The organism is Polymorphobacter multimanifer (assembly GCF_014205635.1).
In the GTDB taxonomy this organism is placed as follows: Bacteria; Pseudomonadota; Alphaproteobacteria; order Sphingomonadales; family Sphingomonadaceae; genus Sandarakinorhabdus; species Sandarakinorhabdus multimanifer.
This window is the reverse complement of sequence record NZ_JACIIV010000011.1, coordinates 31,672-56,847: the sequence shown is the minus strand read 5'-3', so window position 1 is coordinate 56,847 and position 25,176 is coordinate 31,672. Positions and strand designations below refer to the sequence as shown.

At 68.7% G+C, this 25,176-nt stretch carries 24 protein-coding genes and 2 tRNA genes; 22 read left to right on the top strand and 4 right to left on the bottom strand.

The window, feature by feature from the left end; translation table 11 throughout:
- Positions 1–178: 178 nt before the first annotated feature.
- From FHS79_RS08695 to FHS79_RS08680, 4 genes are read left to right on the top strand one after another with little or no spacing between them, the layout of a single operon-like run.
- The gene (locus tag FHS79_RS08695) at positions 179–1,123 is read left to right on the top strand and encodes a hypothetical protein (RefSeq protein WP_184198419.1); all 945 of its coding nucleotides are present in this window, start codon (positions 179–181) and stop codon (positions 1,121–1,123) included.
- Positions 1,120–1,926: a glycosyltransferase family 2 protein gene (locus FHS79_RS08690; protein ID WP_184198417.1), complete on the top strand. Its 807-nt coding sequence runs from the start codon at positions 1,120–1,122 to the stop codon at positions 1,924–1,926. The genes FHS79_RS08695 and FHS79_RS08690 overlap by 4 nt, the downstream gene beginning before the upstream one ends.
- Positions 1,927–1,935: 9 nt before the next feature.
- Positions 1,936–3,366: a hypothetical protein gene (locus FHS79_RS08685; RefSeq protein ID WP_184198414.1), complete on the top strand. Its 1,431-nt coding sequence runs from the start codon at positions 1,936–1,938 to the stop codon at positions 3,364–3,366.
- A 2-nt stretch (positions 3,367–3,368) separates the two neighbouring features.
- Entirely contained in the window at positions 3,369–4,499 is a 1,131-nt protein-coding gene (locus FHS79_RS08680; protein WP_207792283.1) for a glycosyltransferase, read from the top strand.
- Between the two features lie 36 nt (positions 4,500–4,535).
- Here the strand turns inward: FHS79_RS08680 and FHS79_RS08675 are convergent.
- Positions 4,536–4,611 (bottom strand) — tRNA-Ala (locus FHS79_RS08675).
- Between the two features lie 107 nt (positions 4,612–4,718).
- Positions 4,719–5,033: a TIGR02300 family protein gene (locus FHS79_RS08670; protein WP_184198408.1), complete on the bottom strand. Its 315-nt coding sequence runs from the start codon at positions 5,031–5,033 to the stop codon at positions 4,719–4,721.
- A 93-nt stretch (positions 5,034–5,126) separates the two neighbouring features.
- Between FHS79_RS08670 and aroA the strand changes: the two genes are divergently transcribed.
- Both aroA and FHS79_RS08660 read left to right on the top strand, forming a co-directional pair.
- Positions 5,127–6,497, top strand: a complete 1,371-nt coding sequence (gene aroA / locus FHS79_RS08665; RefSeq protein ID WP_184198405.1) for a 3-phosphoshikimate 1-carboxyvinyltransferase — start codon at positions 5,127–5,129, stop codon at positions 6,495–6,497.
- Positions 6,475–7,194: a DUF2490 domain-containing protein gene (locus tag FHS79_RS08660; RefSeq protein WP_184198402.1), complete on the top strand. Its 720-nt coding sequence runs from the start codon at positions 6,475–6,477 to the stop codon at positions 7,192–7,194. Before aroA ends, FHS79_RS08660 begins: the two co-directional genes overlap by 23 nt.
- A 32-nt stretch (positions 7,195–7,226) precedes the next feature.
- Here FHS79_RS08660 and wecB read toward each other — a convergent pair whose 3' ends face one another.
- The gene (gene wecB, locus FHS79_RS08655) at positions 7,227–8,330 is read right to left on the bottom strand and encodes a non-hydrolyzing UDP-N-acetylglucosamine 2-epimerase (RefSeq protein ID WP_184198399.1); all 1,104 of its coding nucleotides are present in this window, start codon (positions 8,328–8,330) and stop codon (positions 7,227–7,229) included.
- A 131-nt stretch (positions 8,331–8,461) separates the two neighbouring features.
- On the opposite strand from wecB, the gene cmk reads away from it, so the two are divergent.
- From cmk to FHS79_RS08595, 12 genes are all read left to right on the top strand, one after another.
- Positions 8,462–9,106: a (d)CMP kinase gene (gene cmk, locus FHS79_RS08650; RefSeq protein WP_184198624.1), complete on the top strand. Its 645-nt coding sequence runs from the start codon at positions 8,462–8,464 to the stop codon at positions 9,104–9,106.
- 168 nt (positions 9,107–9,274) lie between these two features.
- Positions 9,275–10,999, top strand: coding sequence for a 30S ribosomal protein S1 (rpsA, locus tag FHS79_RS08645; protein ID WP_184198397.1), 1,725 nt, complete (start codon positions 9,275–9,277; stop codon positions 10,997–10,999).
- A gap of 220 nt (positions 11,000–11,219) precedes the next feature.
- Entirely contained in the window at positions 11,220–11,507 is a 288-nt protein-coding gene (gene ihfB, locus FHS79_RS08640) for an integration host factor subunit beta (protein WP_184198394.1), read from the top strand.
- Between the two features lie 44 nt (positions 11,508–11,551).
- Positions 11,552–11,639, top strand: a tRNA-Leu gene (locus FHS79_RS08635).
- 21 nt (positions 11,640–11,660) lie between these two features.
- Positions 11,661–12,059 (top strand): hypothetical protein, encoded by a 399-nt coding sequence (locus FHS79_RS08630; protein ID WP_184198391.1) that lies wholly within the window; start codon positions 11,661–11,663, stop codon positions 12,057–12,059.
- 111 nt (positions 12,060–12,170) lie between these two features.
- Complete coding sequence (locus tag FHS79_RS08625; protein WP_184198388.1) at positions 12,171–12,833, top strand: Tim44/TimA family putative adaptor protein; 663 nt, start codon at positions 12,171–12,173, stop codon at positions 12,831–12,833.
- A 16-nt stretch (positions 12,834–12,849) separates the two neighbouring features.
- Entirely contained in the window at positions 12,850–14,076 is a 1,227-nt protein-coding gene (gene mltA, locus FHS79_RS19150; protein WP_184198385.1) for a murein transglycosylase A, read from the top strand.
- Positions 14,073–14,582 carry a Smr/MutS family protein gene (locus tag FHS79_RS08615; protein WP_184198382.1) on the top strand — a complete coding sequence of 170 codons (510 nt, stop codon included), beginning with the start codon at positions 14,073–14,075 and terminating at the stop codon, positions 14,580–14,582. Before mltA ends, FHS79_RS08615 begins: the two co-directional genes overlap by 4 nt.
- Positions 14,579–15,355 carry an enoyl-CoA hydratase gene (locus FHS79_RS08610; RefSeq protein ID WP_184198379.1) on the top strand — a complete coding sequence of 259 codons (777 nt, stop codon included), beginning with the start codon at positions 14,579–14,581 and terminating at the stop codon, positions 15,353–15,355. Before FHS79_RS08615 ends, FHS79_RS08610 begins: the two co-directional genes overlap by 4 nt.
- A 10-nt stretch (positions 15,356–15,365) precedes the next feature.
- Entirely contained in the window at positions 15,366–16,673 is a 1,308-nt protein-coding gene (locus tag FHS79_RS08605; protein WP_184198376.1) for a cytochrome P450, read from the top strand.
- Positions 16,670–17,113 (top strand): acyl-CoA thioesterase, encoded by a 444-nt coding sequence (locus tag FHS79_RS08600; RefSeq protein ID WP_184198373.1) that lies wholly within the window; start codon positions 16,670–16,672, stop codon positions 17,111–17,113. The genes FHS79_RS08605 and FHS79_RS08600 overlap by 4 nt, the downstream gene beginning before the upstream one ends.
- On the top strand, positions 17,110–17,574 hold the full coding sequence (locus FHS79_RS08595) for a peptidylprolyl isomerase (protein WP_184198370.1): 465 nt from the start codon (positions 17,110–17,112) through the stop codon (positions 17,572–17,574). The genes FHS79_RS08600 and FHS79_RS08595 overlap by 4 nt, the downstream gene beginning before the upstream one ends.
- Before the next feature lie 78 nt (positions 17,575–17,652).
- Here FHS79_RS08595 and FHS79_RS08590 read toward each other — a convergent pair whose 3' ends face one another.
- Positions 17,653–19,083 (bottom strand): DEAD/DEAH box helicase, encoded by a 1,431-nt coding sequence (locus FHS79_RS08590; protein ID WP_184198367.1) that lies wholly within the window; start codon positions 19,081–19,083, stop codon positions 17,653–17,655.
- Positions 19,084–19,531: 448 nt separating this feature from the next.
- Here FHS79_RS08590 and FHS79_RS08585 point away from each other — a divergent pair, with 448 nt between their 5' ends.
- The 4 genes from FHS79_RS08585 to gspF are packed head-to-tail and all read left to right on the top strand — an operon-like array spanning position 19,532 to position 25,170.
- Positions 19,532–20,341: a type II secretion system protein N gene (locus FHS79_RS08585; protein WP_184198364.1), complete on the top strand. Its 810-nt coding sequence runs from the start codon at positions 19,532–19,534 to the stop codon at positions 20,339–20,341.
- Positions 20,338–22,452, top strand: coding sequence for a type II secretion system secretin GspD (gspD, locus tag FHS79_RS08580; protein WP_184198361.1), 2,115 nt, complete (start codon positions 20,338–20,340; stop codon positions 22,450–22,452). The genes FHS79_RS08585 and gspD overlap by 4 nt, the downstream gene beginning before the upstream one ends.
- Positions 22,449–23,954 (top strand): GspE/PulE family protein, encoded by a 1,506-nt coding sequence (locus tag FHS79_RS08575; protein WP_184198358.1) that lies wholly within the window; start codon positions 22,449–22,451, stop codon positions 23,952–23,954. Before gspD ends, FHS79_RS08575 begins: the two co-directional genes overlap by 4 nt.
- Complete coding sequence (gspF, locus tag FHS79_RS08570) at positions 23,947–25,170, top strand: type II secretion system inner membrane protein GspF (protein ID WP_184198355.1); 1,224 nt, start codon at positions 23,947–23,949, stop codon at positions 25,168–25,170. Before FHS79_RS08575 ends, gspF begins: the two co-directional genes overlap by 8 nt.
- The last annotated feature ends 6 nt before the right edge of the window (positions 25,171–25,176 follow it).

The following is a 25,176-nucleotide window of genomic DNA, read 5'->3' as shown; positions in this document are numbered from 1 at the left end:
CCGCATTGCTCGCCACGCTGCCAGATTGACTCCGTTCGTCTCTCCCCTGCCCATTACGGCCTTGCTGCGCTGCATTCAAACACTTCTGCAATGAAGTTGCCCGGCGCAGTGGCCGGCACGGCATTCCGGCACCGGCCCCATGGTTTACCGAAGCAGTCCTTTGTGCGACGGGACAGCGATGCAAGACGCGCCCCATCCGGTCATCGCGGCCCCGCACCCGGCCGACAGCCCGGCATATCGCAAGGCCACCCTGGCCGGCCTTGTTGCCGCCGTCCGCGCCCGCTGGCTCTGGGTGGTGGTCGCCGCCGTGCTGGCGCTGGTCGCCGCGGTGCTTTGGCTGCGGGGTGCGGAATACCGCCACCATGTCGAGCTGCGCGTCGCCGCCAGCCCCGGCAGTTCGGGCCGCAGCACCAATCTCGGCGGCCTCGCCAGCCTCGCCGCCATCGCCGGTGTCGGCACCACCGTCGAAGCGACGCCGTTCCGCCTCTATCTCGAGGATCTCACCAGCCCCGCCGCTGCAGCCGATCTCGCCCGGGATGCGCAGGCCATGCGCGCCCTTCTCGGCCCGGCATGGAACGGCAAGGACTGGCAACCCCCCGCCAGCCTCGGCGAGCGGCTCGCCACCGACCTGCTCGGCCTGCACGACGACGCGGCCGCACCGCAAGGCCCGCTGCAACTGCAGGCCTGGCTCGCCAGCCGGATAAGCGTCGCCCAGAGCGAACGCAGCCCCATCGTGGTGGTCGCCCTCGATCATCCCGATCCCGAGGCCGCAAAGGCGTTGCTCTGGCGCCTCCACCGCCTCGCCGATGCCCGCGCCCGCATCCGCACCCTCGAGCGCGCGCGCCGCAACATCGATCATCTCGACCAGCGAATCGGCAGCGTGCAGGAGCTCGATCACCGCCAGGCGATGGTCGCCACCCGCGCCACCGAGCAGCAGCGGCTGATGATGACGCAGAACCCCGCCCCCTATGCCGCCCAGCCGCTCGGCCAGCCGGTCGCCTCGCCGGGCCCGACCAGCCCGCGCCCCGGCCTCGTGCTGGCGCTGGCGCTCGTTCTCGGTGTCGCCGCCGGCGTCGCCGCAGCCCTGCTCGCCGGCCCGGTGCACAAGCGGACTGCGCCGTGATCATCTCGATCGTCACCCTGTCGTTCAACCAGGCCCCCTTCCTCGAAGCCGCCCTCGCCTCGCTCCACGACCAAGGATTTGACGGCCTCGAGCATATCGTCGTCGATCCCGGCAGCACCGATGGCAGCCGGGACATCCTCGAGCGCTGGCGCCCCAAGCTCTCCCGGCTCATCCTCGATCCCGACGCCGGCCCCGCCGACGGGCTCAACAAGGGCTTTGCCGCCGCCACCGGCGATGTCCTCGGCTACATCAACGCCGATGATCTCGCGCTTCCCGGCAGCCTCGCCACCATCGCCCGGCATTTCGGCAGCCCCACGGCTCCCGCGATGATCCTCGGCCGCGGCCTGCTCATCGACCGCCAGGGCCGGCCGCGGCGCACGCTGCGCTCCTCGAAGCTCAACCTGCGCGATGCCGCCTTCGGCGCCATGACCTTCGTCCAGCAAGGCCATTATTTCACCCGCACCGCCTTCCAGCGCGCCGGCGGCTTCAACCCCGCCAACCGCACCTGCTGGGATTGGGAGCTGCTCATCGACATGGCGCGCGCCGGCGCCACCGCGCGCACCGTGCCCGAAAAGCTCGGCGCCTTCCGCCTCTATGGCGATACCATCTCGGGCTCGGGTCGCCTTGCCGAACGCATGGCGGTCGATCTGGCGCGCATCCGCGAAAAGGCCCTTGGCCGGCCGCGCCGCGCCACCGATGCCACCGAGGCACATCTCCGGCTGCTCGCCCGGCGGCTGCGTGATCCCGCCGCCACGCTCGAAGGGCTCGCCGCCCGCCTGCGGCCGAGCGCTGCGGCAAGCTGAGCCACGGCGATGGCCGCCCTCATCCTGCCGCTGCTGTTCGTCGCCATGCTCGCGCTGGCCTTCGTGCAGCCGCGCACCGCCCTGCTCACCGCGCTGTTCTTCGTCTCCTGGAGCGGCCTCGAAGTCGATGTCGGGCTGCGTGTCACCGGCTATCAGCTCGTCATGGCACCGCTCTGCCTCGGCGTGCTGCTGCGCACGCTGCACAGCGCCGCCCCGCTCCCCGCAGTCGCGCTCGGCCTGCCCTTCGTGGCGATGCTGCTCTACGCCATCGTCAATTCCACCTTCCAGATCGGCTTCCTCCCCGAAACCGCCATCGCCAGCGGCGCGCTGCGCGGACCCACCGTGCGCGCCATCATCCAGATCTTCCTCCATGTGTTCAGCCTCGCCCCGCTGCTCATGGTGCCGCTGCTGATGAAGGGCCCGGCCGATGCCACCACGATGCTGCGGGTGTGGCTGACCGCGCTCGTCGTGCTCGCCCTCATCAGCTGGGTGCAGATCATCATCTGGTATGGCACGGGCACGAACCCGCTTCCCACCGGCGCCGTCAACCGGCTGCTCGGCGGCTCGGTGGACATGATCCGCGAAGGCCGCTTCGATTTCGAAGGCTTCGGCATTTACCGCATGAACAGCCTTGCCAACGAGCCGCGCAACCTCGGCACAGCGCTCGCACTCGGCCTCGTCGGCTTGCAGGCCTGGGCGCTGGCAGTGCGCGACCTGCCGGGCCGCAAGATGGCCGCCCTTTGGCTGTTCCTGTTCGTCTCGGCCGCCGCCACCTTCAGCACCTCCTTCGCCGCGGTCTGGCTCATCGGCACCGTCGCGCTGTTCCCCGCCTTCTGGATCACCCGCACCCCGATCGCGCGCTCCACCGCCAGCATCCTCGGCACCTTGGCCGCGCTGCTGGTGCCGCTGCTGCTGGCGATCGCGGGTGCGGAAGCCGCCGGCGTCCCCGTCCTCGATCTTCTCGCCGAGCGCACCATCGACCGGCTGGAAGACATCGGCCCCGTCGAGGATTTCGATCTCGCCATCTCCGGCTGGCTCGCCGCCAATCCCGATCGGCTGTGGTTCGGCGGCGGCATCGGCAACGCGCACCTCTACGCCATGCCCTATCTCGATCCAGAGCACGCCGCCTATGCCGAGGGCCAGGTGTTCCTTGCCAAGACGCTCCTGCTGCGGCTGCTGTCGGAGCAAGGCATCATCGGCCTGCTGCTGCTGCTGCTGTTCGTGCTCAGCACCGTCCTGCACGCTGCGCCGGCCCGCCACCTGCGCGCACAGGCGGTGCTGGCCCCGCTGGCGCTGGCGCTGCTCGCCATGAACATGGCGTCGGCGCAACTGGTCATCGAATTGTGGTTCCTGGTCGGCACGCTCGTGCTCGTCGCCCGCCCATACATCAACCCCACCCCCCAACGCCCCCCCCAGCAACGCCCACTCGCCCCGGCATGACCATGCGGCTGGTGCAAAGCGTGGACAGCCTCGCCGAGAAGCACGGCGGCCCCTCGCGCGCCATCGTCATGCTCGCCGAAGCGCAAGCCCGCGCCGGTTCCGACGTCCAGCTCATCGCCCGCGCTGAAGCCGACAAGCCTTATGCGCCCGATCCCGCCCTCGTGCCGCTCACGCTGGCGCAGGGCTTCGCCGAGCGCTGCCGCCACACCGCCGCCCTCCTTCGGTCCGAAGCCCCCTCGCTGCTCCACGACAACGGCCTCTGGCTCCCCGCCAACCTCGCCGCCACCGCCACCGCGCGCCGGCTCGGCCGGCCGCATGTCATCAGCCCGCACGGCATGCTCGCCCCCTGGGCGCTGGCGTGGCGGCCATGGCGCAAGCGCATCGCCAGCGCCCTGTTCCAGCAGTCGCTCCTCGAAAGTGCCGCAGGCCTTGTCGCCGCCGCCGAGCCCGAGCGCAGCCACATCCGCGCCCGGCTGCCGCGCGCCCGCATCGCCACCATCGCCAATGGCGTCAACATCCCCGCCTCCCTCCCCGCGCGCGCGCCGCAGCCCATGCGCACCCTGCTGTTCATGTCGCGCCTCCACCCGGTCAAGAACCTGCCGGCGCTCATCGCTGCCTGGGGCCGCATCATCGCCGACCCGACCTTCGATGCCTGGCGCCTGCACATCGCCGGCCCCGATGAGGACGGCCACCGCGCCGAACTGGCACCCCTTGTCACCGCGCTGGGCCAGCACCCGCGAATCACCTTCACCGGCCCGGTGAGCGAAGCCGACAAGGTCGCCACCTATGCCGCCGCAGACCTTTTCATCCTGCCCTCGCTGTCGGAGAATTTCGGCATCGTCGTCGCCGAGGCGCTCGCGCACGGCCTGCCCGCCATCACCACCCATGCCACGCCCTGGAGCGACCTGCCGCGCGAAGGCGCCGGCTTCCACGGCGCGCCCGATGCCGCCAGCCTCGAAGCCATGCTCCGCCAGGCCCTCGCCTGCCCCCCGGCCGAGCTCATCGCCATGGGTGCGCGCGGCCGGGCGCTGGTCGAGCGCCGCTTCGGCTGGCCGCGCATCGCTGCGCAAAGCCTCGCCTTCTACGAATGGCTGCTCCACGGCGGCCCCACCCCCGATTTTGTGGAAGCATGAAAAAACCCCCGCACCGGATGGTGCGGGGGCTTGTTCTGGTGGAGCCTAACGGGATCGAACCGTTGACCTCTACAATGCCATCGTAGCGCTCTCCCAGCTGAGCTAAGGCCCCAAAACTCATTGGCACTTTCTGGGTAGAAGTGCCGGGATGCGCCGCCTATGCCAATCGGCGCGGGAGCGCAACCCCTTTTAAATCTCCCCCCGTCAGCTTTCCCCCGATCAGCTCTCTTCGTCGTCGCCGCCCTTGACCACGCCAAGGTCGTCGTCATCGTCGCCCAGGTCCACGTCCGGCGCTTCGGCATCTTCCTCGGCGTCGATGTCCAGATCGTCGTCCGCCACCACCGCAGCAGCCTCGGGATCGACAACCGGCTTGGCCTGCTCAAACGGCGTCGTCTGCTTGGACTTGAGAATCGGCTCGGGCGCCCAGGCATGACCGCAATTGATGCAGGTCACAGGCTCGTCCTTCGCAAGATCATAGAAGCGCGTGTTGCACTTCGGGCAGGCACGCTTGGTACCCCATTCAGCCTTGACCACGTCATTCTCCGCACATCGACCGGCCATGCACGCGCACGCCGGGAAAGGCGGGCGCATTGCCACAGCCACAAAGCCCTGTCAAAGCGCCGCCGCATGTCTGCCGCGCCGCCAATCCCCCCCCAAGCCCCTTTGAGCCTCACCATCACCGGCCCCCTGAGGGGCAGCATCACCGTGCCGGGGGACAAGTCGATCAGCCACCGCGCCCTCATGCTCGGTGCGCTGGCAGTCGGGGAAACCCGCATCACCGGCCTGCTCGAAGGCGAGGATGTCCTCGCCACCGCCGCCGCCATGCGCGCCATGGGCGCCACCATCACCCGCCACGCCTCTGGCTCCTGGTCGGTCCATGGGGTCGGCGTGGGCGGCCTCCTCCAGCCACAGACCGCCCTCGACATGGGCAACAGCGGCACCAGCACGCGCCTGCTGATGGGCCTCATCGCCAGCCACCCCATCACCGCCACCTTCATCGGCGACGCCAGCCTGTCGCGCCGCCCGATGGGCCGCGTCATCGATCCGCTGTCACTGATGGGCGCCAGCTTCTCATCCGCCCCCGGCGGGCGCCTGCCGCTCACGATGACCGGCCTCACCCCCGCCGTGCCGCTCGAATACACCCTCCCCGTCGCCAGCGCGCAGGTGAAGTCCGCCATCCTGCTCGCTGGCCTCAACACCCCCGGCCACACCGTCATCATCGAGCCCATCCCCACCCGCGATCACAGCGAGCGGATGCTGCAGGGCTTCGGCGCCACCCTCACCGTCGAGGAGACCCCGCAAGGCCGCCGCATCACCCTCGTCGGCGAGGCCGAGCTCAAGCCGCAGACGATCACCGTCCCCGGCGATCCCTCGTCAGCCGCCTTCCCGATCGTCGCCGCGCTCATCGTCCCCGGCTCCGATGTCACCATCACCAACATCGGCATCAACCCTACCCGCGCCGGCCTCATCGAAGTCCTGCAAGCGATGGGCGGAGACATCACCCTCCAAAACCCCCGCACCATCGGCGGCGAACCTGTCGCCGATCTCCGCGTCCGTCACAGCCCCCTCAAAGGCATCGACGTCCCCGCCAGCGTCGCACCGAGCATGATCGACGAATTCTCCATCCTCTTCATCGCCGCCGCCCATGCCCAGGGCACCACCCGCACCACCGGCCTCGAAGAACTCCGCGTCAAGGAATCGGACCGCCTGACTGCCATGGCCACCGGCCTCACCGCCATCGGCGTATCGGTCGAAGAACACGAAGACGGCCTGACCATCCACGGCCACGCCGGCGACCCCCTCCCCGGAATCACACAGCCCGGTGCCACAATCACCACCCACCTCGATCACCGCATCGCCATGAGTTTTGCGGTCGCCAGCCTCCACGCAAAAGCCCCCATCACCATCGACGACCGCACCCCCATCACCACCAGCTTCCCAAACTTCCTCCCCCTCATGCAATCACTGGGCGCGCATGAAACCCACGCGACGGATTGAGTTTCAAAACCGCCTGTCGTTGCACTCGATCATCATTGCCGGTGCGGCCGCCGTGTCGGTGCCGGCCTGTGCGCAACAGCAAGACGGGCAGCTTTGGCTTCAAGCAAATACCAACGCGGCGATCGCCAAGGATCTGCAACTCACTGTCGAGCAAATCGCCCGCTTCAGCGACCGGCAGCAAGGCCTTTACCAGACCGAGTTCGGCGGCCTGCTTGGTTACCGCGCCACGCCCAATATCGAACTGGGGTTCGGCTACCGCCGCGTCGATTTCTTCAATGCAAACACCGCCGGTGGCGAGCATCGCCTGCGCCAACACATCGTTGCCACCTTTGGCCCGCTCACAACCCGGCTTCGTGTCGATCAACGCTTCAGTTCAGACGCCCCGGGTGTCGGCATCCGCATTCGGCCATTGCTGCGCTTCAACCACAGGCTGCATGAGTCCTTCACGCTGTTCGTCAGCCACGAAAGCTTTTTTCTGCCCAACAGCACGCGCTGGGGACAGCGCAGTGGCTATGAACGAGCGCGCAATATCATCGGCGTCACCGTGCCGGTGGGTCGCTTCATCAAGGCCGATGTCGGCTATCTGAACCAATTCCGCCTTGCGCAAGGCAACACACCCACGCAGATGGAACACGCCCTCAATTTCCAGTTCACCTTCAACCTGACGGACCAGAGCGCCGCATCGGTCACGGACTGATCGGCACGGCGCCACCCCATGCGTGTCCCAAGTTACGCCCGTCCGAAGCGCTCCACCATCACCCCCGCCATCACCCCCGCCGCATCCCCCACCCCATAAGGCAGCGTCGGCTCGGCCATCGCCGACAGCCCCTCCCCCATCAGCAGCCCGCGCACCGCCGCCACGATGGCCCCCGTCTCCGTCCCCACCATCCGCGCATTCCCCGTCGCCAGCCCCTCGGGCCGCTCGGTCACGCCGCGCATCACCAGCACCGGCAGGCCAAGGGCCGGCGCCTCCTCCTGCACCCCGCCCGAATCGGTGAGCGCCAGCGTCGCCTGCATCATCGCCCACACGAACGCCGGGTAGCCGAGCGGCGGCAGCAGATGCACCCCCGGCCGCCCCGCCAGTGCGGCGTGCACCGGCCACTCCACCGACGGATGCGGATGCACCGGCAACACGATCTCCATGCCATCCGAGAGCACCACAAGCGCCGCCAGCACCGCGTCCAGCCCCGCCCCATGGTTCTCGCGCCGGTGCATCGTCACCAGCAGCAGCGGCCGCCGCCGGTCCACCCCCGCCAGCGGTGCCGCCGCCGCCGCCGCCAGCGCTGCATCCGAGCGCAGCCGCGCGTGCATCCACAGCAGCGCATCGATCCCGCTGTTCCCCGTCATCACCACCCGCTCGCCCGCCACGCCTTCCGCGGCGAGCGCCGCCACCGCCGCCGCCGTCGGCGCAAAATGCAGATCCGCCAGCTGCCCGATCAGCGTCCGGTGCATCTCTTCCGGAAACGGCTCCGGCCCCCCCGTCCGCAGCCCCGCCTCGACATGCACCAGCGGAACCCCGGCATAATGCGCCGCCAGCGCACCGCCAAGCGCACTCGTCGTGTCCCCTTGCACCACCACCGCCTTGTGCCCCGGCATCAGCCCCGCCAGCACCGGCACCAGTCGCCCCAGCACCTCGGCCGGCGTCCGCGCCCCCTCCAGCACCCCCAGCCGCACATCCGCCACCAGCCCGAACGCCGCCAGCGTCTCATCGAAAAGCCGCATATGCTGCCCCGTCGCCACCACCCGGACCACGCATCCCCGCGCCCGCAGCGCCAGCACCAGCGGCGCCAGCTTCACAGCCTCCGGCCGCGTGCCGCCCACCAGCAAAAACATAGATTGCCCCCCGGCGCCCATTTTTCGCAGGCTAGGGCAGGGTTTTGCCTATCGCAACCCCCGCCCTTCCCACATCGCGGACCGCAGGCTATCGCCGCCATGTGAAAAATCCCGACCCCCTCGTCCCCCCCTTGGTCATCGCCGTCGATGGCCCCGCCGCCAGCGGCAAGGGCACGATCGCCAAGGCGCTCGCCCGTCATTATGCGCTGCCCTTCATGGACACCGGCAAGCTCTACCGCGCCTGTGGGCTGGCCGTCCGCCTCGCCGGCCACGATCCCTATGATGCCGACGCCGCCACCCGCGCCGCCCGCACCATCGACACCGCCCTGCTTAGCGACCCGGACCTGATGAGCAGCCTCAACAGCGACTATGCCTCGATCGTCTCCAGCCACCCCGCCGTCCGCGCCGCCCTTTTTGAAACGCAGCGCGCCTTTGCACAGGCACCAGGCGGCGCCGTCCTCGATGGCCGCGACATCGGCACCGTCATCGCCCCCGATGCGCCGGCAAAACTGTTCGTCACCGCCGCGCCCCTCGTCCGCGCCGCGCGCCGCCATGCCGAGCTGATGAACCGTGGCGCCGACCAGCCCCTCGCCGATGTCCTCGCCGACATCGAAGCGCGCGATGCCCGCGATTCCGGCCGCTCCGCCGCCCCCCTCACCCGGGCTGCCGACGCCGCCTTGCTCGATACCAGCGACCTCGGTATAGACGCAGCGGTCGGCCAAGCGATTCGCCTCGTTGAGGAAGCGCTTGCCCGCCGTGGCCAGCATAGCGCCTGAGGCACCCGGCTTATTGCCAGCGGTGCCCATTTTCTTTGCCGGTCATCATTGGGAGCGGACGGCATGGTGCCCCCGCGACGACATGGAAGTGGCGGGCGCGGTGCCCGGCACGAGGCTTCACGGCAGAAAACCGTGCCGGCTTCAGATACACAAGGCTGATCTCAATTTATGGCAAGTGCCGCCCAACCTACCCGCGACGATTTCGCAGCAATGCTCGAATCCTCGCTCGGCAAGAACCAGAGCTTTGAAGGCCGCGTCGTTCGCGGCATCGTCACCGGCCTCGAAAACGATCTCGCCGTCATCGACGTCGGCCTCAAGTCCGAAGGCCGCATCCCGCTGCGCGAGTTCGCCGGCCCCGATGGCAAGGCCGATCTCAAGATCGGTGATGAAGTCGAAGTCTATGTCGATCGTGTCGAGAACGCCAATGGCGAAGCGATGCTCAGCCGCGATCGCGCCCGCCGCGAAGCCAGCTGGGATGCGCTTGAATCGCAGTTCGCCGCCGGCGAGCGCGTCGAGGGCATCATCTTTGGCCGCGTCAAGGGCGGCTTCACCGTCGATCTGAACGGAGCGGTTGCCTTCCTTCCCGGTTCGCAGGTCGATATCCGCCCGGTGCGCGATGTCACCCCGCTCATGAACCTGCCGCAGCCCTTCCAGATCCTCAAGATGGATCGCAAGCGCGGCAACATCGTCGTCTCGCGCCGCTCGATCCTCGAAGAATCGCGTGCCGAACAGCGTTCGGGCCTGATCCTCAGCCTCGCCGAAGGCCAGATCGTCGATGGCACCGTCAAGAACATCACCGACTATGGTGCCTTCGTCGATCTCGGCGGCATCGATGGCCTGCTGCACGTGACGGACATGAGCTACAAGCGCGTCAATCACCCGTCCGAAGTCCTCAACATCGGCGATGTGCTGCGCGTGCAGATCATCCGCATCAACCGCGAAACCCAGCGCATCAGCCTCGGCATGAAGCAGCTCGAAGCCGATCCGTGGACGACCGCCACCGCGAAGTACGCCGTGGACACCCGCCACACCGGCCGCGTCACCAACATCACCGAATATGGTGCCTTCGTCGAGCTCGAAGCCGGCATCGAAGGCCTGGTACACGTCTCCGAAATGTCGTGGGTCAAGAAGAACGTCCACCCCGGCAAGATCGTCAGCACCAGCCAGGAAGTCGAAGTCATCGTCCTCGAAGTCGATGAAGAGAAGCGCCGCATCTCGCTCGGCCTCAAGCAGGCGCAGCGCAACCCGTGGGAAGTGTTCGCCGAGCAATATCCGGTCGGCTCGAAGATCGAAGGCGAAGTCAAGAACGCCACCGAATTCGGCCTGTTCATCGGCCTCGACGGCGAAGTCGATGGCATGGTCCACATGTCCGACATCGCCTGGGGTGTCACCGGCGAGCAGGCGCTCGGCCGTCACCACAAGGGCGAGCGCGTGCACGCGGTCGTTCTCGAAGTCGATATCGAGAAGGAGCGCATCAGCCTCGGCATCAAGCAGCTCGATTCAGCCCAGGCCCCGCGCACCGAAGTCTCGGCCGGCGGCACCGACCTCAAGAAGAACGACATCGTCACCGCCACGGTCATCGTGGCACGCGATGGCGGCATCGAGGTGAGCCTTGGCGACGATGGCACCACCACCGCCTTCATCAAGCGCGGCGATCTCAGCCGCGATCGGGACGAGCAGCGCGCCGAGCGCTTCCAGCCCGGGCAGAAGGTCGATGCCATGGTCACCGGCTTCGAAAAGGGTCGCAAGCCCATGCTCAGCATCAAGTCGCTGCAGATCTCCGAAGAGAAGGAGGCCGTGGCCCAATACGGCACCTCCGACTCGGGCGCCACGCTCGGCAACATCCTCGGTGCCGCCTTCAACAAGGCGCGCGAGGATGCTGACAAGAGCTGATTTTTTCGAGATCAGCAGCAGCAAACGCGGCGGCGACAGTCCTCTTCGGACTGTCGCCGTCGTCGTTTCCAGCCGAATTCATGACATTTGCGCTTATGTGACCCGAATTTGCGGCGAGAACAGCAGCTTGGGCCAATGGTTTCATTTGCCATTTCCCAAGGTTGGATGCACGATGCCGTTTGAAATCAGGCCCTGCACGGGGGTGTAAAAGGGGAAGCCAGTGATCAGGTCTGAACTGGTGGCAAAGATTGCCGAGGATAACCCGCATCTCACGGTGCGCGACGTTGAAGCCATCGTCTCGACGATCTTCGATGAAATCACGTCAGCGCTGGCCTCGGGCCGCCGGGTCGAGCTGCGCGGCTTCGGCGCCTTTTCCACCCGGGCCCGTGATGCGCGCACCGGCCGCAATCCGCGCACCGGCGCCACGGTCAAGGTCGACGCCAAGCGCGTGCCCTATTTCAAGCCCGGCAAGGAATTGCGCGAAAAGCTTAACGCCGACGCCGAATAGTCCGCTTCCCCCGCAACCATATCGTCCCTAAACACGTTTGCTGAGCGGACGTGGCGAAACTGGTAGACGCAGCAGACTTAAAATCTGCTTTCCCTGGTGGAAGTGCGGGTTCAAGCCCCGCCGTCCGCACCAGACCTGCTGCAGGAGGCGATATTGATCTACATCTGGCTCAATCTCGGCCCCATATTGGCCGCCACGGCGCTCGGGCTGGTGCTCGCCGTGCTCTGGCATCGCCTCCCCGGCGCGCCGCCGCTGGCGCTCGGCCGTCCGGCGCTGGTGGTCGCCACCAGCCTTGCCGAATTCTGGCTCGCCGCCATCCTCGCTGGCGCGCTCATCCTGGCGCCAAAGGACCAGGCCGGACCCTGGGTGATGGCCATCGGCTCGGGCGTCGTCATCTGGGCCGGCTTCGTGCTCCCCACCCTCCTCGTCAGCCAGCTTTATCGCGGCATGCCGGCCGGTCATATCATCCGCGATCTCGGCTATTGGCTGGTGCTCATGGTGCTGCAGGCCGCCCTGCTGCAAACCCTCGGGCTGGTGCCGCCGCCGGCATAGGCCAGCCGCCCCGCGCTGCTGCCGCACGGAACCAATTCCCCCTACCGGTCGTTGAGCGGCAGATGTCGCAGCCGCTGCATCGGCGGTGGACCTTGCCCCTGCCAAGCTGCTATGCAGAGCGTGATTGGAGTTGACAATATCATGGCGGATGGCAGCAATTGGGTCGAGATCGTGCTGCTGGCAATGCTGGCAGCGTTCATCGGCCTGCGGCTTGTCAGCGTGCTTGGCAAGCGCACGGGCGAAGAGCCGGTGCCGCGTGACGATTTCCGACCGGGCTCCCCTGAGTTGATCGCCCGTCCGAGCCGCAATCCGGAGAGCGCACCGCGCGTCGTCGCCAAGCTTCCCGAAGGCACCGATGCCGCGCTCGCACCGCGCCTCGCCGATCTTGCCGAGCAGGACCCTGCCTTCGATCCGCAGCGTTTCGTCACCAACGCCCGAGCCGCCTATCAGATGGTGCTCGAAGCTTTCTGGTCGGGCAATCTCGGCAGCATGGAGGGCCTTGTCTCGGAAGAGATACAGGAGAATTTCGCCACCGCGGTCGAACAGCGGGATGGCAAGCGCCTCTCCAACAAGATCGCCGGCATCGATTCCGCCACCATCACCGGCGTCGACCTCGTCGGCCAGATGGCCGAGATCACCGTGCGCTTCGTCGCTCGCGTCACCACGCCCGAAAGCGACACGCCTGCCGAGACAGCCGATCTCTGGACCTTCAGCCGCCACATCACGTCGCGTGATCCTGCCTGGCTGCTGATCGCCACCGACGTCGAGGCCTGATCCGGACCACCGGCGCATGATCGCACGTCGCCCGCCCCTGCTGGCGCTTGCATCGGCCCTGCTCCTCGCAGCCTGCGCGACGCAAGCCCCGCTGCAGCCCGCCCCCACAGCTCCACCGCCCGCCGCACCGGCATCCGCACCAACTCCCGCACCGGCACCGGCCTCCCCGGCAGGCCCGTCACGCGCCACCGATCTCGTCGCAACCCGTGTCGGGCATGATACACCCGCCGGCACCGGCGCCGATGCGCTCGCCGCCTTCCGCGCCGCCTGCCCGTCGCTCGCCCGCCGCAAGGACCGTTCGGGCCTCACCATCCCCGCCGATTGGGCCGCCCCCTGCGCCGCCGTCGCCACCGCGCGCGATGCCCGCAGCTTCTTCAACGCGCAGTTCGCCGCGGTCCGGCTCGCCGACGGGCCGGTGGCGGGGCGGGGCTTCGCCACCGGCTATTTCGAGCCCGAAATCGCCGCCAGCCGCACAAAGGCGCCCGGCTATGCCACGCCGCTCTACAAGCGCCCGCCCGATCTTGTCGAAGTCGATCTCGGCAGCTTCCGCGAGGAGTGGAAGGGCCGCACCCTGCGCGGGCGTCTCGACGGCAACAAGGTCATCCCCTACCCCACCCGCGCCGACATCGCCGCCGGCGCGCTCGCCGGCAAGGGCCTCGAGATCGCCTGGGCCGCCGATGCCAACGAGGCCTTTTTCCTCGAAATCCAGGGATCGGGCCGCCTCCGCCTCCCCGATGGCCGCATCATGCGCATCGGCTACGAAAGCCAGAACGGCCGCGATTACGTGCCGATCGGCCGCGTGCTCAAGGAGCAGGGCAAGCTCAAGGACCCGGTCAGCATGGCGAGCATCCTTGGCTGGCTGCGCGCCAACCCGGGAGAGGCCCCCGCCATCCGCGCCGCCAACCCCAGCGCCGTCTTCTTCCGCGAGCTGACCGACATTCGCCCCGACCAGGGGCCGATCGGGTCGATGGGCCACCCGCTCACCCCGCGCGTGTCGGCGGCAGTCGACCCCGCCTTCACCCCCTATGGCGCCCCCCTCATCGTCGAGCTTCCCGGCCAGCCGCCGGTGCTGCAGGTGGCCGCCGACACCGGCGGCGCCATCCGCGGTCCCGGCCGCATCGACATGTTCCGAGGGCCCGGAGCCGCCGGCGCCGCCGAAGCCGGCGGGCTCGCCAGCCCGATCGACCTGCTCATCCTGCTGCCGAAGCCGGCCGCCGAACGGCTGCTGGCCCGCAAACCATGACCCGCCGGCTCTCGGCGCACGAGCGGGCCCTCTGGCACCGCGTCGCCGCCTCGGTCCGTCCGCTGCCCGGCACTGCCCCCATCATCGCCCCGCCCGCCCCGCCGATGCCCCGTCCCACCGCCGCGCCGCTCCCCGCCGCACCGCCAAAACCCTTCAAGGCGCCCCCCAGGCCCGTCCTCGCCGCCACCCTCGACGGCAGTTGGGACCGCAAGCTCATCCGCGGCCGATTGGTGCCCGACCGGGTGATCGATCTCCACGACCACAGCCTCGAACGCGCCAACCAGGTCCTCAACTTCGCCGTCGAAGCCGCCGCCGAAGCCGGGGACCGCGTCCTCCTCGTCATCACCGGCAAGGGCCGCGCCGACCGGCCGGGGCGCATCAGAAACGAGCTCCACCACTGGCTCGACAGCGCCCATTTCCGCCACCGCATCGCCGCACTCCGCCCCGCCAGCCCCCGCCACGGCGGCAGCGGCGCCTTCTACCTCATCCTCAGGAGACCCCGATGAGCCCGATCCTCGTCGATCGCGACGGCCCGGTCGCCACCATCACCCTCAACCGCCCGGAAGCGATGAACGCGCTGAGCCGGGCGCTCCGGCTCGCCCTCGTCGAAGCCTGCGCCACCCTCGAGGCCGATCCCGAAGTCCATGTCGTCATCCTCACCGGCGCCGGCCCACGCGCCTTCACCGCCGGCCTCGACCTCAAGGAGCTCGGCAGCGAAGACGGTGCACTCGGTGCCGCCGCCTCGGACGCCGACGACAACCCCTGCCGCGCCATCGAAGCCCTCACCAAGCCCGTCATCGGCGCCATCAACGGCGTCGCCATCACCGGCGGCTTCGAACTCGCCCTCGCCTGCGATGTCCTCATCGCCGCCGACACCGCGCGCTTTGCCGATACCCATGCCCGCATCGGCATCATGCCCGGCTGGGGCCTCAGCCAGAAGCTCAGCCGCATCCTCGGCCCCAGCCGCGCCCGCGAACTCAGCTTCACCGGCAATTTCCTCGATGCCGCCACCGCCGAGCGCTGGGGCCTTGTGGGCCGCGTCATGCCCCTGCCCGAGCTGATGCCCGCCGCCATTGCGCTGGCGCACGACATGGCCGGAATCGATCCGGCCTTCCTGCGTGCCTACAAGGCTCTCATCAATGATGGCTATGCGCTGCCCTTCGGCGATGGTCTGAAGCTCGAAGCCGAACGCTCGAACGCCGCCAATGCTGCGGTGTCGGCCGCCAGCGTCGAGGCCGCGCGCACCGCCGTCACCGCACGGGGCCGCACGCAAGGTTGAGGGGAGCCAGATGACCACGCCATTCGCCGGCTACACGCGCACCACCCTCGACGACCGTCTGGTCAACCCCGAAGCCTATGCCGATGAAAGCGTCCTCACGGACTACGCCACGCTGCGCGCCGAAGACCCGGTGCACTGGACCGAGCCCGCCGGCTTTCGCCCCTTCTGGTCGATCACTGCCCACGCCGACATCACCGCCATCTCCAAGGCCAATCAGCGCTTCACCAACCGCCAGCGCACCTATCTCGCCCCCATCGAGGCCGAGGAGTGGACGCGCGGCATCTCCGGCGACAGCCACCTCTTCCGCACCCTCGTCGATCTCGACGATCCCCAGCACATGAAGCTGCGCCGGCTCACCCACAGCTGGTTCCTGCCCCCCAATTTGCGCAAGCTCGAAGCCGAAATCGCCGAAATCGCCCGCACCCATGTCGATCACATGCAGTTGCTCGGCCCCGATCTCGATTTCGTGAACGAAGTCGCCCTCTGGTATCCCTTGCGCGTCATCATGCGCATCCTCGGCCTTCCCACGTCGGACGAAAAGACAATCCTGCGCATGAGCCAGGAGATCTTCGGCCCGCAGGACCCCGATGTGATGGCACGCTCCAAGCTGCTCACATCCGAAACCGGGATGGCCCCACCCGGCAGCGGCAACCCCCAGGTCGATCTGTTCGCGCTGGTGCAGGAGTTCTTCGTCTATTTCGCCGCCGTCACCGCCGACAGGCGCGCCACCCCGCGCGACGATCTCGCCACCATCATCGCCAACGGCCAGGTCGATGGCGCCCCCATCTCCGATCTCGAAGCCACCAGCTATTATGCCATCGTCGCCACCGCCGGGCACGACACCACCAGCTCCACCGCAAGTGCCGGCCTGCTCCAGCTCATCCGCAACCCGCCAGCCCTCGCCCGCCTCGCGGCCGACCCGTCGCTGCTGCCCGGCGCCGTCGAGGAAATGATCCGCTGGGCCACCCCGGTGAAGCACTTCATGCGCACCGCCGCGGAAGATGCCGAAGTCGGCGGCAAGACCATCCGCGCCGGAGACAGCCTCGCCCTCTTCTACTGGTCGGGCAACCGCGACGCCGCCGTCTTCGACCATCCCGACCGCTTCATCATCGACCGCAGCCCCAACCCGCAGACCGCCTTCGGCAACGGCGTCCACCTCTGCCTCGGCCTCCACCTCGCCCGCATGGAGCTGCGCGCCCTCTTCGCCGAGCTCCTCCCCCGCCTCAAAACCATCGAACTCACCGGCGAACCCAGGAACAGCGTCGCCAACTTCGTCTCAGGCCTGAAAACGCTCCCCGTCCGGGTCACCTGGGCATGAAGCACTCCCCCGAACGTCTCGTCCTCGCCAATTACCCTTGGGCTCAGACCATGGAGACCCGCTACGGCGATCAGGACCCCAACCGCCACCTCAACAACGTCGCCATCAGCCGCTTCTTCGAAGAGGCGCGAGTGCGCTTCAACTGGCACCTGCTCACGGCAGGTCCGCCGCTCGACCGCCCCCGCTACCTCGTCGCCCATGTCGGCATCGATTATCTCGGCGAGGGCCATTATCCCGGCGCCGTCACCCTCGGCTATGGCGTGATCCACATCGGCACCAGCAGTTTTCGCGCCGCAAAAGCCATGTTCCAGCATGACAAATGCATCGCCTTGTGCGAATCGGTGCTCGTCCACCGCGGCGAGGCCGGACCGGCGCCGCTTCCGCAAGCGCTGCATGACCGGCTGCTCGCCTTTCGCTTCCCAACCGGAGACTCCCAATGACCGAATCTGCGACCGATTTTTCCACCCTCACCCTCACCCTCGATTCGGGTGATGTCACCATCAAGCTGCGTCCCGATCTGGCCCCCGGCCATGTCGCGCGCATTGCCGAGCTCGCCAACGACGGTTTCTACGATGGCGTGGTCTTCCACCGCGTCATCCCCGGCTTCATGGCGCAGGGCGGCTGCCCCAATGGCACCGGCGTCGGTGGCAGCAAGCTCCCCGATCTCAAGGCCGAGTTCAACAACGAGCCGCACGTGCGCGGCACCTGCTCGATGGCCCGCACCAGCGCCCCCAACAGCGCCAACAGCCAATTCTTCATCTGCTTCGACGATGCGAGCTTTCTCAATAAGCAGTACACCGTCTGGGGTCAGGTCTCCGACGGCATGGACCTGATCGACGCGCTCCCCAAGGGCGAGCCGCCGCGCGCCCCCGGCAAGATCGTCAAAGCCCGCGCGGCCTGAGCAGCCCAAACAGAAAACGCCCGGACCCTGCAAAGGGCCCGGGCGTTTTCTTGTTCAGCCTTCAGGAAGCGTCGCGGCTCAGCGCCCGCGGAAACCGCCGCCGCCGCCGGCACGCCGCGGCGCACCAGTCTGGCCGCCCGAGCCCTTGCCCGAAGCACCCGGCCGGCCGCCGGGAGCGCCACCGGGACGACCGCCCGCGCGCTCGCCAGCCGGCCGAACCTTGGCAGCCGGGTTGGCGCGGCGGTTGCCGCCCGAAGGCCCGCGCTCGTCGCGCCTGCGGTCACCGTGCATTTCATCACGGGGAGCAGGCGGCGCATTCTTCTCGATCGTGCGCGTCGCTTCCACGGCGGCACGGAAGTTGGCAGGCAGCGCCAGCACCGTCACCTTCTGGCGCGTCACCTTCTCGATGTCCTTGAGCAGCGTCCGCTCGTCATCGGCGCAGAACGCAATCGCCTGGCCATCGCGGCCGGCGCGCGCGGTGCGGCCGATGCGGTGGACATATTGCTCGGGAACATTGGGCAGCTCGTAGTTGATGACATGGCTCACACCCGGAATATCGAGCCCGCGCGCCGCAATGTCGGTCGCCACTAGCACGCGGATTGCACCCGCACGGAAGGCGGCAAGCGCCCGCTCGCGCTGCGGCTGGCTCTTGTTGCCATGAATCGCCTCGGCCTTGATCCCGGCATTGCCGAGCTGGCGAACGATCCGGTCCGAGCCATGCTTGGTCCGCGCAAACACCAGTGCACGCTCCACCGAATCCGCCGACAGCACCAGCTGCAGCAGGGCAGGCTTTTCGGACGCGCTGACATGGATCACCGCCTGGTCGACGCGCTCGGCGGTCGTCGCCGCCGGCCGCACCGCGACCTTCACAGGGTCCTTGAGGTAACGCCCGGCCAGCTCCTCGATAGCCTTGGGCATCGTCGCCGAGAAGAACAGCGTCTGGCGCGCCTTGGGCAGCAGCCCGACGATGCGCTTCAGGTCATGGATGAAGCCGAGATCGAGCATCTGGTCAGCTTCGTCGAGCACGAGGATCTCGACCTTGGACAGATCGAGGCTGCCGCGGTTGATGAGGTCGAGCAGCCGGCCCGGCGTCGCCACCGCAATGTCCACGCCCGGAAACAGCGCGCGCTCCTGGCGCGGGATCGGCACGCCGCCGAAGATCGTCGTCACCGAAAGCCGCAGGTTCTTGCCATAGGCGGTGAAGCTGTTGGCAATCTGCGACACCAGCTCGCGCGTCGGTGCCAGCACCAGCACGCGGGTGGCGAGCTTCAATCGCACGCGCGGATTTTCGGAAAGCTTGTGCAGGATCGGCAGCGCAAAGGCCGCGGTCTTGCCGGTGCCGGTCTGGGCGATGCCGCACAGGTCATGGCCCGCCATCACCGGCGGGATCGCCTGCACCTGGATGGGTGTCGGCACGGTATAGCCCTTGGAGGCGAGCGCCTCGGCAATCGGCTTGGAAAGGTTGAAATCGGCAAAGGTCGTTTCGCCGGAGAGTGTTTCGGTCGTCATTTTCATTCTCGTCTTCGGGCGCACATGCGCCGGGAGAGGCCGCACGCCAAAGGCGCACGGTCCTGCGGGTTGAACTACCCGCGTGATGGGGGTGGCCCTTGGGGCTGGCTTCAGGGCTCGTGGCGCCGGAGAGTCCGGGCATCGATCAACCGGGTCTGGAGCCTGGGCGACGCCGAGAAATTCTCGCGACGCTGGCCCGATCACGCACCCGGTGCTGGGGACAGGCAAGATGCCTGTTGTGAAGCCGTGTTCGCAATCGCAGCATCACCGCACAAAGTCAAGCGCGGCGCCCTCCCCGGCTTGCGGCAGCTCGTCGTACCCGTCATGCTCCCGTAACAGAACTGTCATGCCGCCGGTCTAGGGCAAAGCCTTGCCCGCTCGCGCAGACGGACGGGCGGTTCGGAGAGTCGGGCGGGGTGATGGCAGTTCCAGTACAGGCGGCAAGGCGATGATGCGCGGGCGTGCCCTGCGCCAGGCCTCACTGCTGCCAGACACTCTGCCCGCGCAAATCCTGCGCGGCGCCGAGCTGGCGCTGCTGCTGCTCGCCGGCCTGCTGCTCGCCCGCCTCGGCTGGGCGCTGCTCACTCCCGCCGGTCCCTTCGGCACCCCGCGCGGCGCCCCCGCCCTCGCCGCCATCGATCCGGCTGCGCTGGGCCGCTTCGATCCCTTCTTTCGCACCCGCGCCGAAGCGGCACCGGCCGCCGTTTCCAACCTCGATCTCACGCTCGTCGGCACCCGCGTCGATGGCGCCAGCGGCCGCGGCAGCGCCATCCTCGTGCTGCCCGACGACACCCAGGCGAGCATCGGCGTCGGCGAGGAGATCGTGCCCGGCGTCCGCCTCGTCGCCGTGGCGTTCGACAGCGTGACGCTCGACAATGGCGGCAACCGCGAGGAGCTCTTTCTCGACCAGTCGGGACCGGTGCCCGCTGGTGCCAGCGTCCGGATCGACACCGCACCCCGCCTCGCCGATCGCCCCAGCGACCGTCCTCGCCTCGCCGCCGACCTGCAGGCCACCCCGCGCATCGCCGATGGCCGCATCACCGGCTTCGTGCTCAGCACCAAGGGCTCCGGCACCGCCTTCGCCGCTGCCGGGCTGCAACCCGGCGATGTCCTCGTCAGCGTCGATGGAGCGCCCGTGGCGAACCTCGGGGATCCGGCAGCACTGGTGCGGCGGCTCGATGCCGGCGGGCTGTCGGTGCAGATCGAGCGCGGCGGCCGCGCGCTCAGCCTCACCCTCGACGGAAGAGGCGCTCAATGATCCGCAAGGCGCTTGCCGCCCTTCTCCTCTGCACCATGACCGTCCCGCTGGCCGCCCAGCAGACGGTCAACCTCCGCGATGCCGATGTGCGCGCCTATATCCAGGATGTCGCCCGCGCCACCGGCCGCAGCTTCATCATCGACCCGCGCGTGCAGGGCAAGGTGAGCGTCATCTCCGAACGCCCATTGGGGCGCGAAGCCTATTTCGAGCTGTTCCTCTCCACGCTGCGCGCCAACGGCCTTGTCGTCAGCCCGGCCGCCGGCGGCGCCTTCCGCATCGCCCCTGCCGATGGCGCCGCAACCTCCCCCGGCCTGCGCGGCGGTGCCGATTCCTTCGTCACGCAAGTCGTGCCGCTGGGCTCGATCGATGCGGCTTCCGCAGTCGAATCGCTGCGCCCGCTCGTCAGCCGCGAAGGCCAGCTCACCGCCAACCGCGCCGGCAACAGCGTCATCATCGCCGATTATGCCGACAATGTCCGCCGCGTGCGCGAGATGCTTCGCCAGCTCGATCGCAGCCGCACCGGCACCGAAGTCATCGCCTTGAAGAACGCCGGTGCCCGCGAAATCGCCGCCGCCTTGCGCGATCTCGCCAACGCCTCGCGCGGCGAAGGCACCAGCACCGTCGGCATCGTGCCGATCGACAGCTCGAACAGCATCGCACTCCGCGGCGACCCGAGCACGGTGAGCGACCTCGCCCGCACCATCCGCGATCTCGACACGCGCGCAGCCGGCGGCAGCGATGTCCGCGTCGTCTTCCTCAGCCACGCCGATGCCGAGAAGCTCGTCCCCGTCCTCCAGCAGCTCGTCGGGCAGCAACCCAGCGCCACCACCGGCAGCAGCCTCCCGCCCAGCAGCATGGCAAGCAGCAACCAGCAGGGCAGCTTCGGCGCCAGCGGCCAGAGCGGCGCGCAGGGCGGTCCCGCCTCCATTCCCCGCACTCCCGCCACAACAGCCGGCGGCGGCGGCGCCACCGGCCCCGTCCCCGGCGCCACCATCGGCGCCGGCCGCGCCGTCATCGCCCGCTTCGAGGGCGCCAACGCCATCGTCATCGCCGCCCCCGCCGAGGTGCAGCGCCAGCTCGGCGAAGTCATCCGCCAGCTCGATATCCGTCGCGAGCAGGTGCTCATCGAAGCGATCATCGTCGAGATCTCCGATGTCGCCGCCCAGCGCCTCGGCGTGCAATATCTGCTCACCGGCACCGGCGGCTCCAACATCCCCTTTGCCGCCACCAACTACACCAACGCCGCCCCCAACCTCCTCGCCGTCAGCGGTGCCGTCGTCGCCGAGCGCGAGCTGGGGTCGGACAATCCGACCACACAGGCGCTTCGCGACACCGCCCTCTCCAGCCTGCTCGGCGCCAATGGCGGCACCTTCGGCTTCGGCGGCAATCTCGGCTCCAACGCGCTGTTCGGCGTCATCATCAACGCGGTGAAGACCGATACCGCCTCCAACGTCCTCTCCACCCCGTCGGCGATGACGCTCAACAACGAAGTCGCGCACATCCTTGTCGGCCAGGACATTCCGATCACCACCGGCGAGGCGCTCAGCAACAATTTCGACAATGCCTTCCGCACCATCCAGCGCCAGAATGTCGGCATCCTTCTCGATGCCCGCCCGCAGATCAACGCCGGCGGCACCATCACCCTGCAGATCCGCCAGGAAGTCAGCTCGGTCGCCGGCCCGGTCAGCAACACCTCGAACGAGCTCATCATCAACAAGCGCGAGATCACCACCACCGTCGCCGTCGACGATGGCGAGATCATCGCCCTCGGCGGCCTCATCGACGAGAACGAGCGCCGCACGCTCGAAAAAGTGCCCTTCCTCGGCGACATCCCCTTCCTCGGCAATTTCTTCCGTTCGCGCTCCAACAACCGCACAAAGACCAACCTGATGGTCTTCATCCGCCCCACCATCGTCAAGACCGCCGCCGATGCCGCCCGGCTGGCGGGCGAACGCTATGACTACATGACCCGCGCCGAGGCCGAGGCGCGCGCCGCGCGGGGTCTCGGCGGCCTCGAATCCTCGCTCGATGCCATGGTCCGCGATTACATGCGCGCCGCCCCCCCCATCGACCCCAACCCCCTGCCGCCACCGCTGCCCCGCAAGCCATGAAGCTCCCCTACAGCTTCGCCCGCCGCCACGGCGTCGTCATCACCGGCCTCGCCGACGAGGCCGCCAGCGTGGCCCTGCGCGAAGGCGATGATCCTTCAGCCCTCATCGAAGTCCGCCGCGTCGCCGGCCGCAAGCTCAGCATCGAACACGTCACCCCCGCCCGCTTCGACCGGATGCTCGCCGATCACTATGCCGGCGATGGCATTTCCGCCGCCGCCGCGATGAACGACGATGGGCTGGGCTCGCTCGTAGAATCCATCCCGAGTGCCGAGGATCTCCTCGACAGCGCCGACGAAGCCCCCATCATCCGCCTCATCAACGGCCTCATCGCCGAAGCCGCGCGCGAAGGCGTGTCGGACATCCACATCGAACCCTATGAATCCGCCCTCGTCGTCCGCATGCGCGTCGATGGCCAGCTCACCGAGCGCCACCGCCTCCCCGCCTCGGTCGCCCCCATGGTCACCAGCCGCGTCAAGGTCATGGCCCGCCTCGACATCGCCGAGCGCCGCCTGCCGCAGGATGGCCGCATCGGCCTCGCACTCGGCGGCAAGTCGCTCGATGTCCGCGTCTCCACCCTGCCGTCGCGCGCCGGCGAGCGCGTCGTGCTGCGCCTGCTCGACAAGGAAAACGCCGGCATCGGCCTCGAAGCCCTTGGCATGCCAGGCGCCATCGAAAGCGTCTTCCGCGCCGCTCTCTCCGAGCCCAACGGCATGGTCCTCGTCACCGGCCCCACCGGCTCGGGCAAGACCACCAGCCTCTACGCCGGCCTCAAACTGCTCAACGACGGCAGCCGCAACATCCTGACGGTGGAAGACCCCGTCGAATACGCCATGGACGGGGTCGGCCAAACGCAAGTCAACGCCCGCGTGGGCCTCAGCTTCGCCGCCGGCCTGCGCGCCATCCTCCGCCAGGACCCCGATTGCGTGATGGTCGGCGAAATCCGCGATTCCGAAACCGCCGACATCGCCGTGCAGGCGGCCCTCACCGGCCATCTCGTCCTCTCCTCGGTCCACACCAACGATGCCGCCGGCGCCATCACCCGCCTGCGCGATTTCGGCGTCGAGCCCTTCCTCATCGCCTCGACGCTGCGCGCCGTTATCGCCCAGCGCCTCGTGCGCCGCCTCTGCCCCGCCTGCGCGCAATGGGCGCCGCTCGATGCCGCCCGCGCCGCCCTCGTCGGCCTCGCCACCGGCACGCCGGCCCGCCACCCGAACCCACAAGGCTGCGAAGCCTGCGGCCACAGCGGCTGGCAGGGCCGCACCGGCGTCTTCGAAGCCATCCGCATCACCGAGCCGATCCGCCAGCGCATCATGGCCGGCGGCGACGAAGCCGCGATCGGCGACGTCGCTTTCGCAAACGCCGCGACCCTCGCCGTCGCTGCGCGCAGCCTCGTCGAAGACGGCCTCACCACGCCCGAGGAAGCCGCCCGCGTCATGCGCGCCGGCGATGCCCCCCCTCCCGTAACAACGCCCCCGGTTTTGGCACCGGTGCAAAATGGCTGACTACCGCTACGCCGCCCTCGATGCCGAAGGCCGTGAGCGCCGCGGCCAGATCGCCGCCGACACCGCCGACGCCGCCCGCACCGCCCTTATGCGCAAGCAGCTCTTCGCCACCCGCCTCGAACCGGTGTCGGACCAGGGCGCCGTCGTTCGTGACAACAGCCCCACCGAATCCGGCCGCCACAAGCTGGGCCAGCGCGCGCTCATGCTCTTCACCCGCCAGCTCGCCACCCTCGCCAGCGTCATGCCGCTCGCCGATGCGCTGCGCACCCTTGCCCGCCAGACCGAGGCCGAGCGCCCCCGCGCCATCCTCGGCCGCGTCCATGCCGGCGTCGCCGAGGGCCGCCGCCTCGCCGATGCCCTCGCCCTCGAGCCGCGCAGCTTCACCCCACTCTATCGCGCCATGGTCGCCGCCGGCGAAGCCTCGGGCACCCTCCCCGATGCCCTTGAGCGCGTCGCCACCCTCCTCGAACGTCAGGCGCAGGTCCGCGGCAAGCTCATCGCCACCCTCGCCTATCCCGCCGCCCTTCTCGTCGTCGCGGTGGTCGTCGTCGCTGCGCTCATGATCTTCGTCGTCCCCAAGGTCGTCGCCCAGTTCGAGGATATCGGCCAGGAGCTGCCGCTGCTCACCCGCATCGTCATCACCCTTTCCGATGCCCTTGCCGCGAGCTGGTGGGCGCTCATCCTGCTCGCCGTCCTCGGCGGCCTCGGCTTCGCCCGCGCACTCCGCCACCCGCCCTTCCGCCTCGCCTTCGATGCGCGGCTGCTCGCACTCCCCGTCGCCGGCCGTTTGCTCCGCGCGCTCGATTCCGCCCGCCTCGCGCGCACCCTCTCCACCATGGTCGCCAGCCGCCTGCCGCTCGTCGAAGGCCTCGCCCTCACCGCCCCCACCATCACCAACCATGTCATGCGCGCCGCCACCGTCGAAGCGATGGTCGCCATCCGCGAAGGCGCCTCGCTCTCGAGCGCCATGCGCCGCACCTCGGCCTTTCCGCCGCTGCTCGTCGCCATGGCCGCCGGCGGCGAGGGTGCCGGCCGGCTCGACCTGATGCTCGAACGCGCCGCCGACTATCTCGAACGCGAGTTCGACAGCTTCACCTCGACCGCGCTGGCGTTGCTCGAGCCCGCCGTCATCCTCATCATGGGCGGCATGGTCGCCGCCATCGTCCTCTCCATCCTTCTCCCGCTGCTCCAGCTCAACACGCTCGCCGGCGCATGAGGTCCG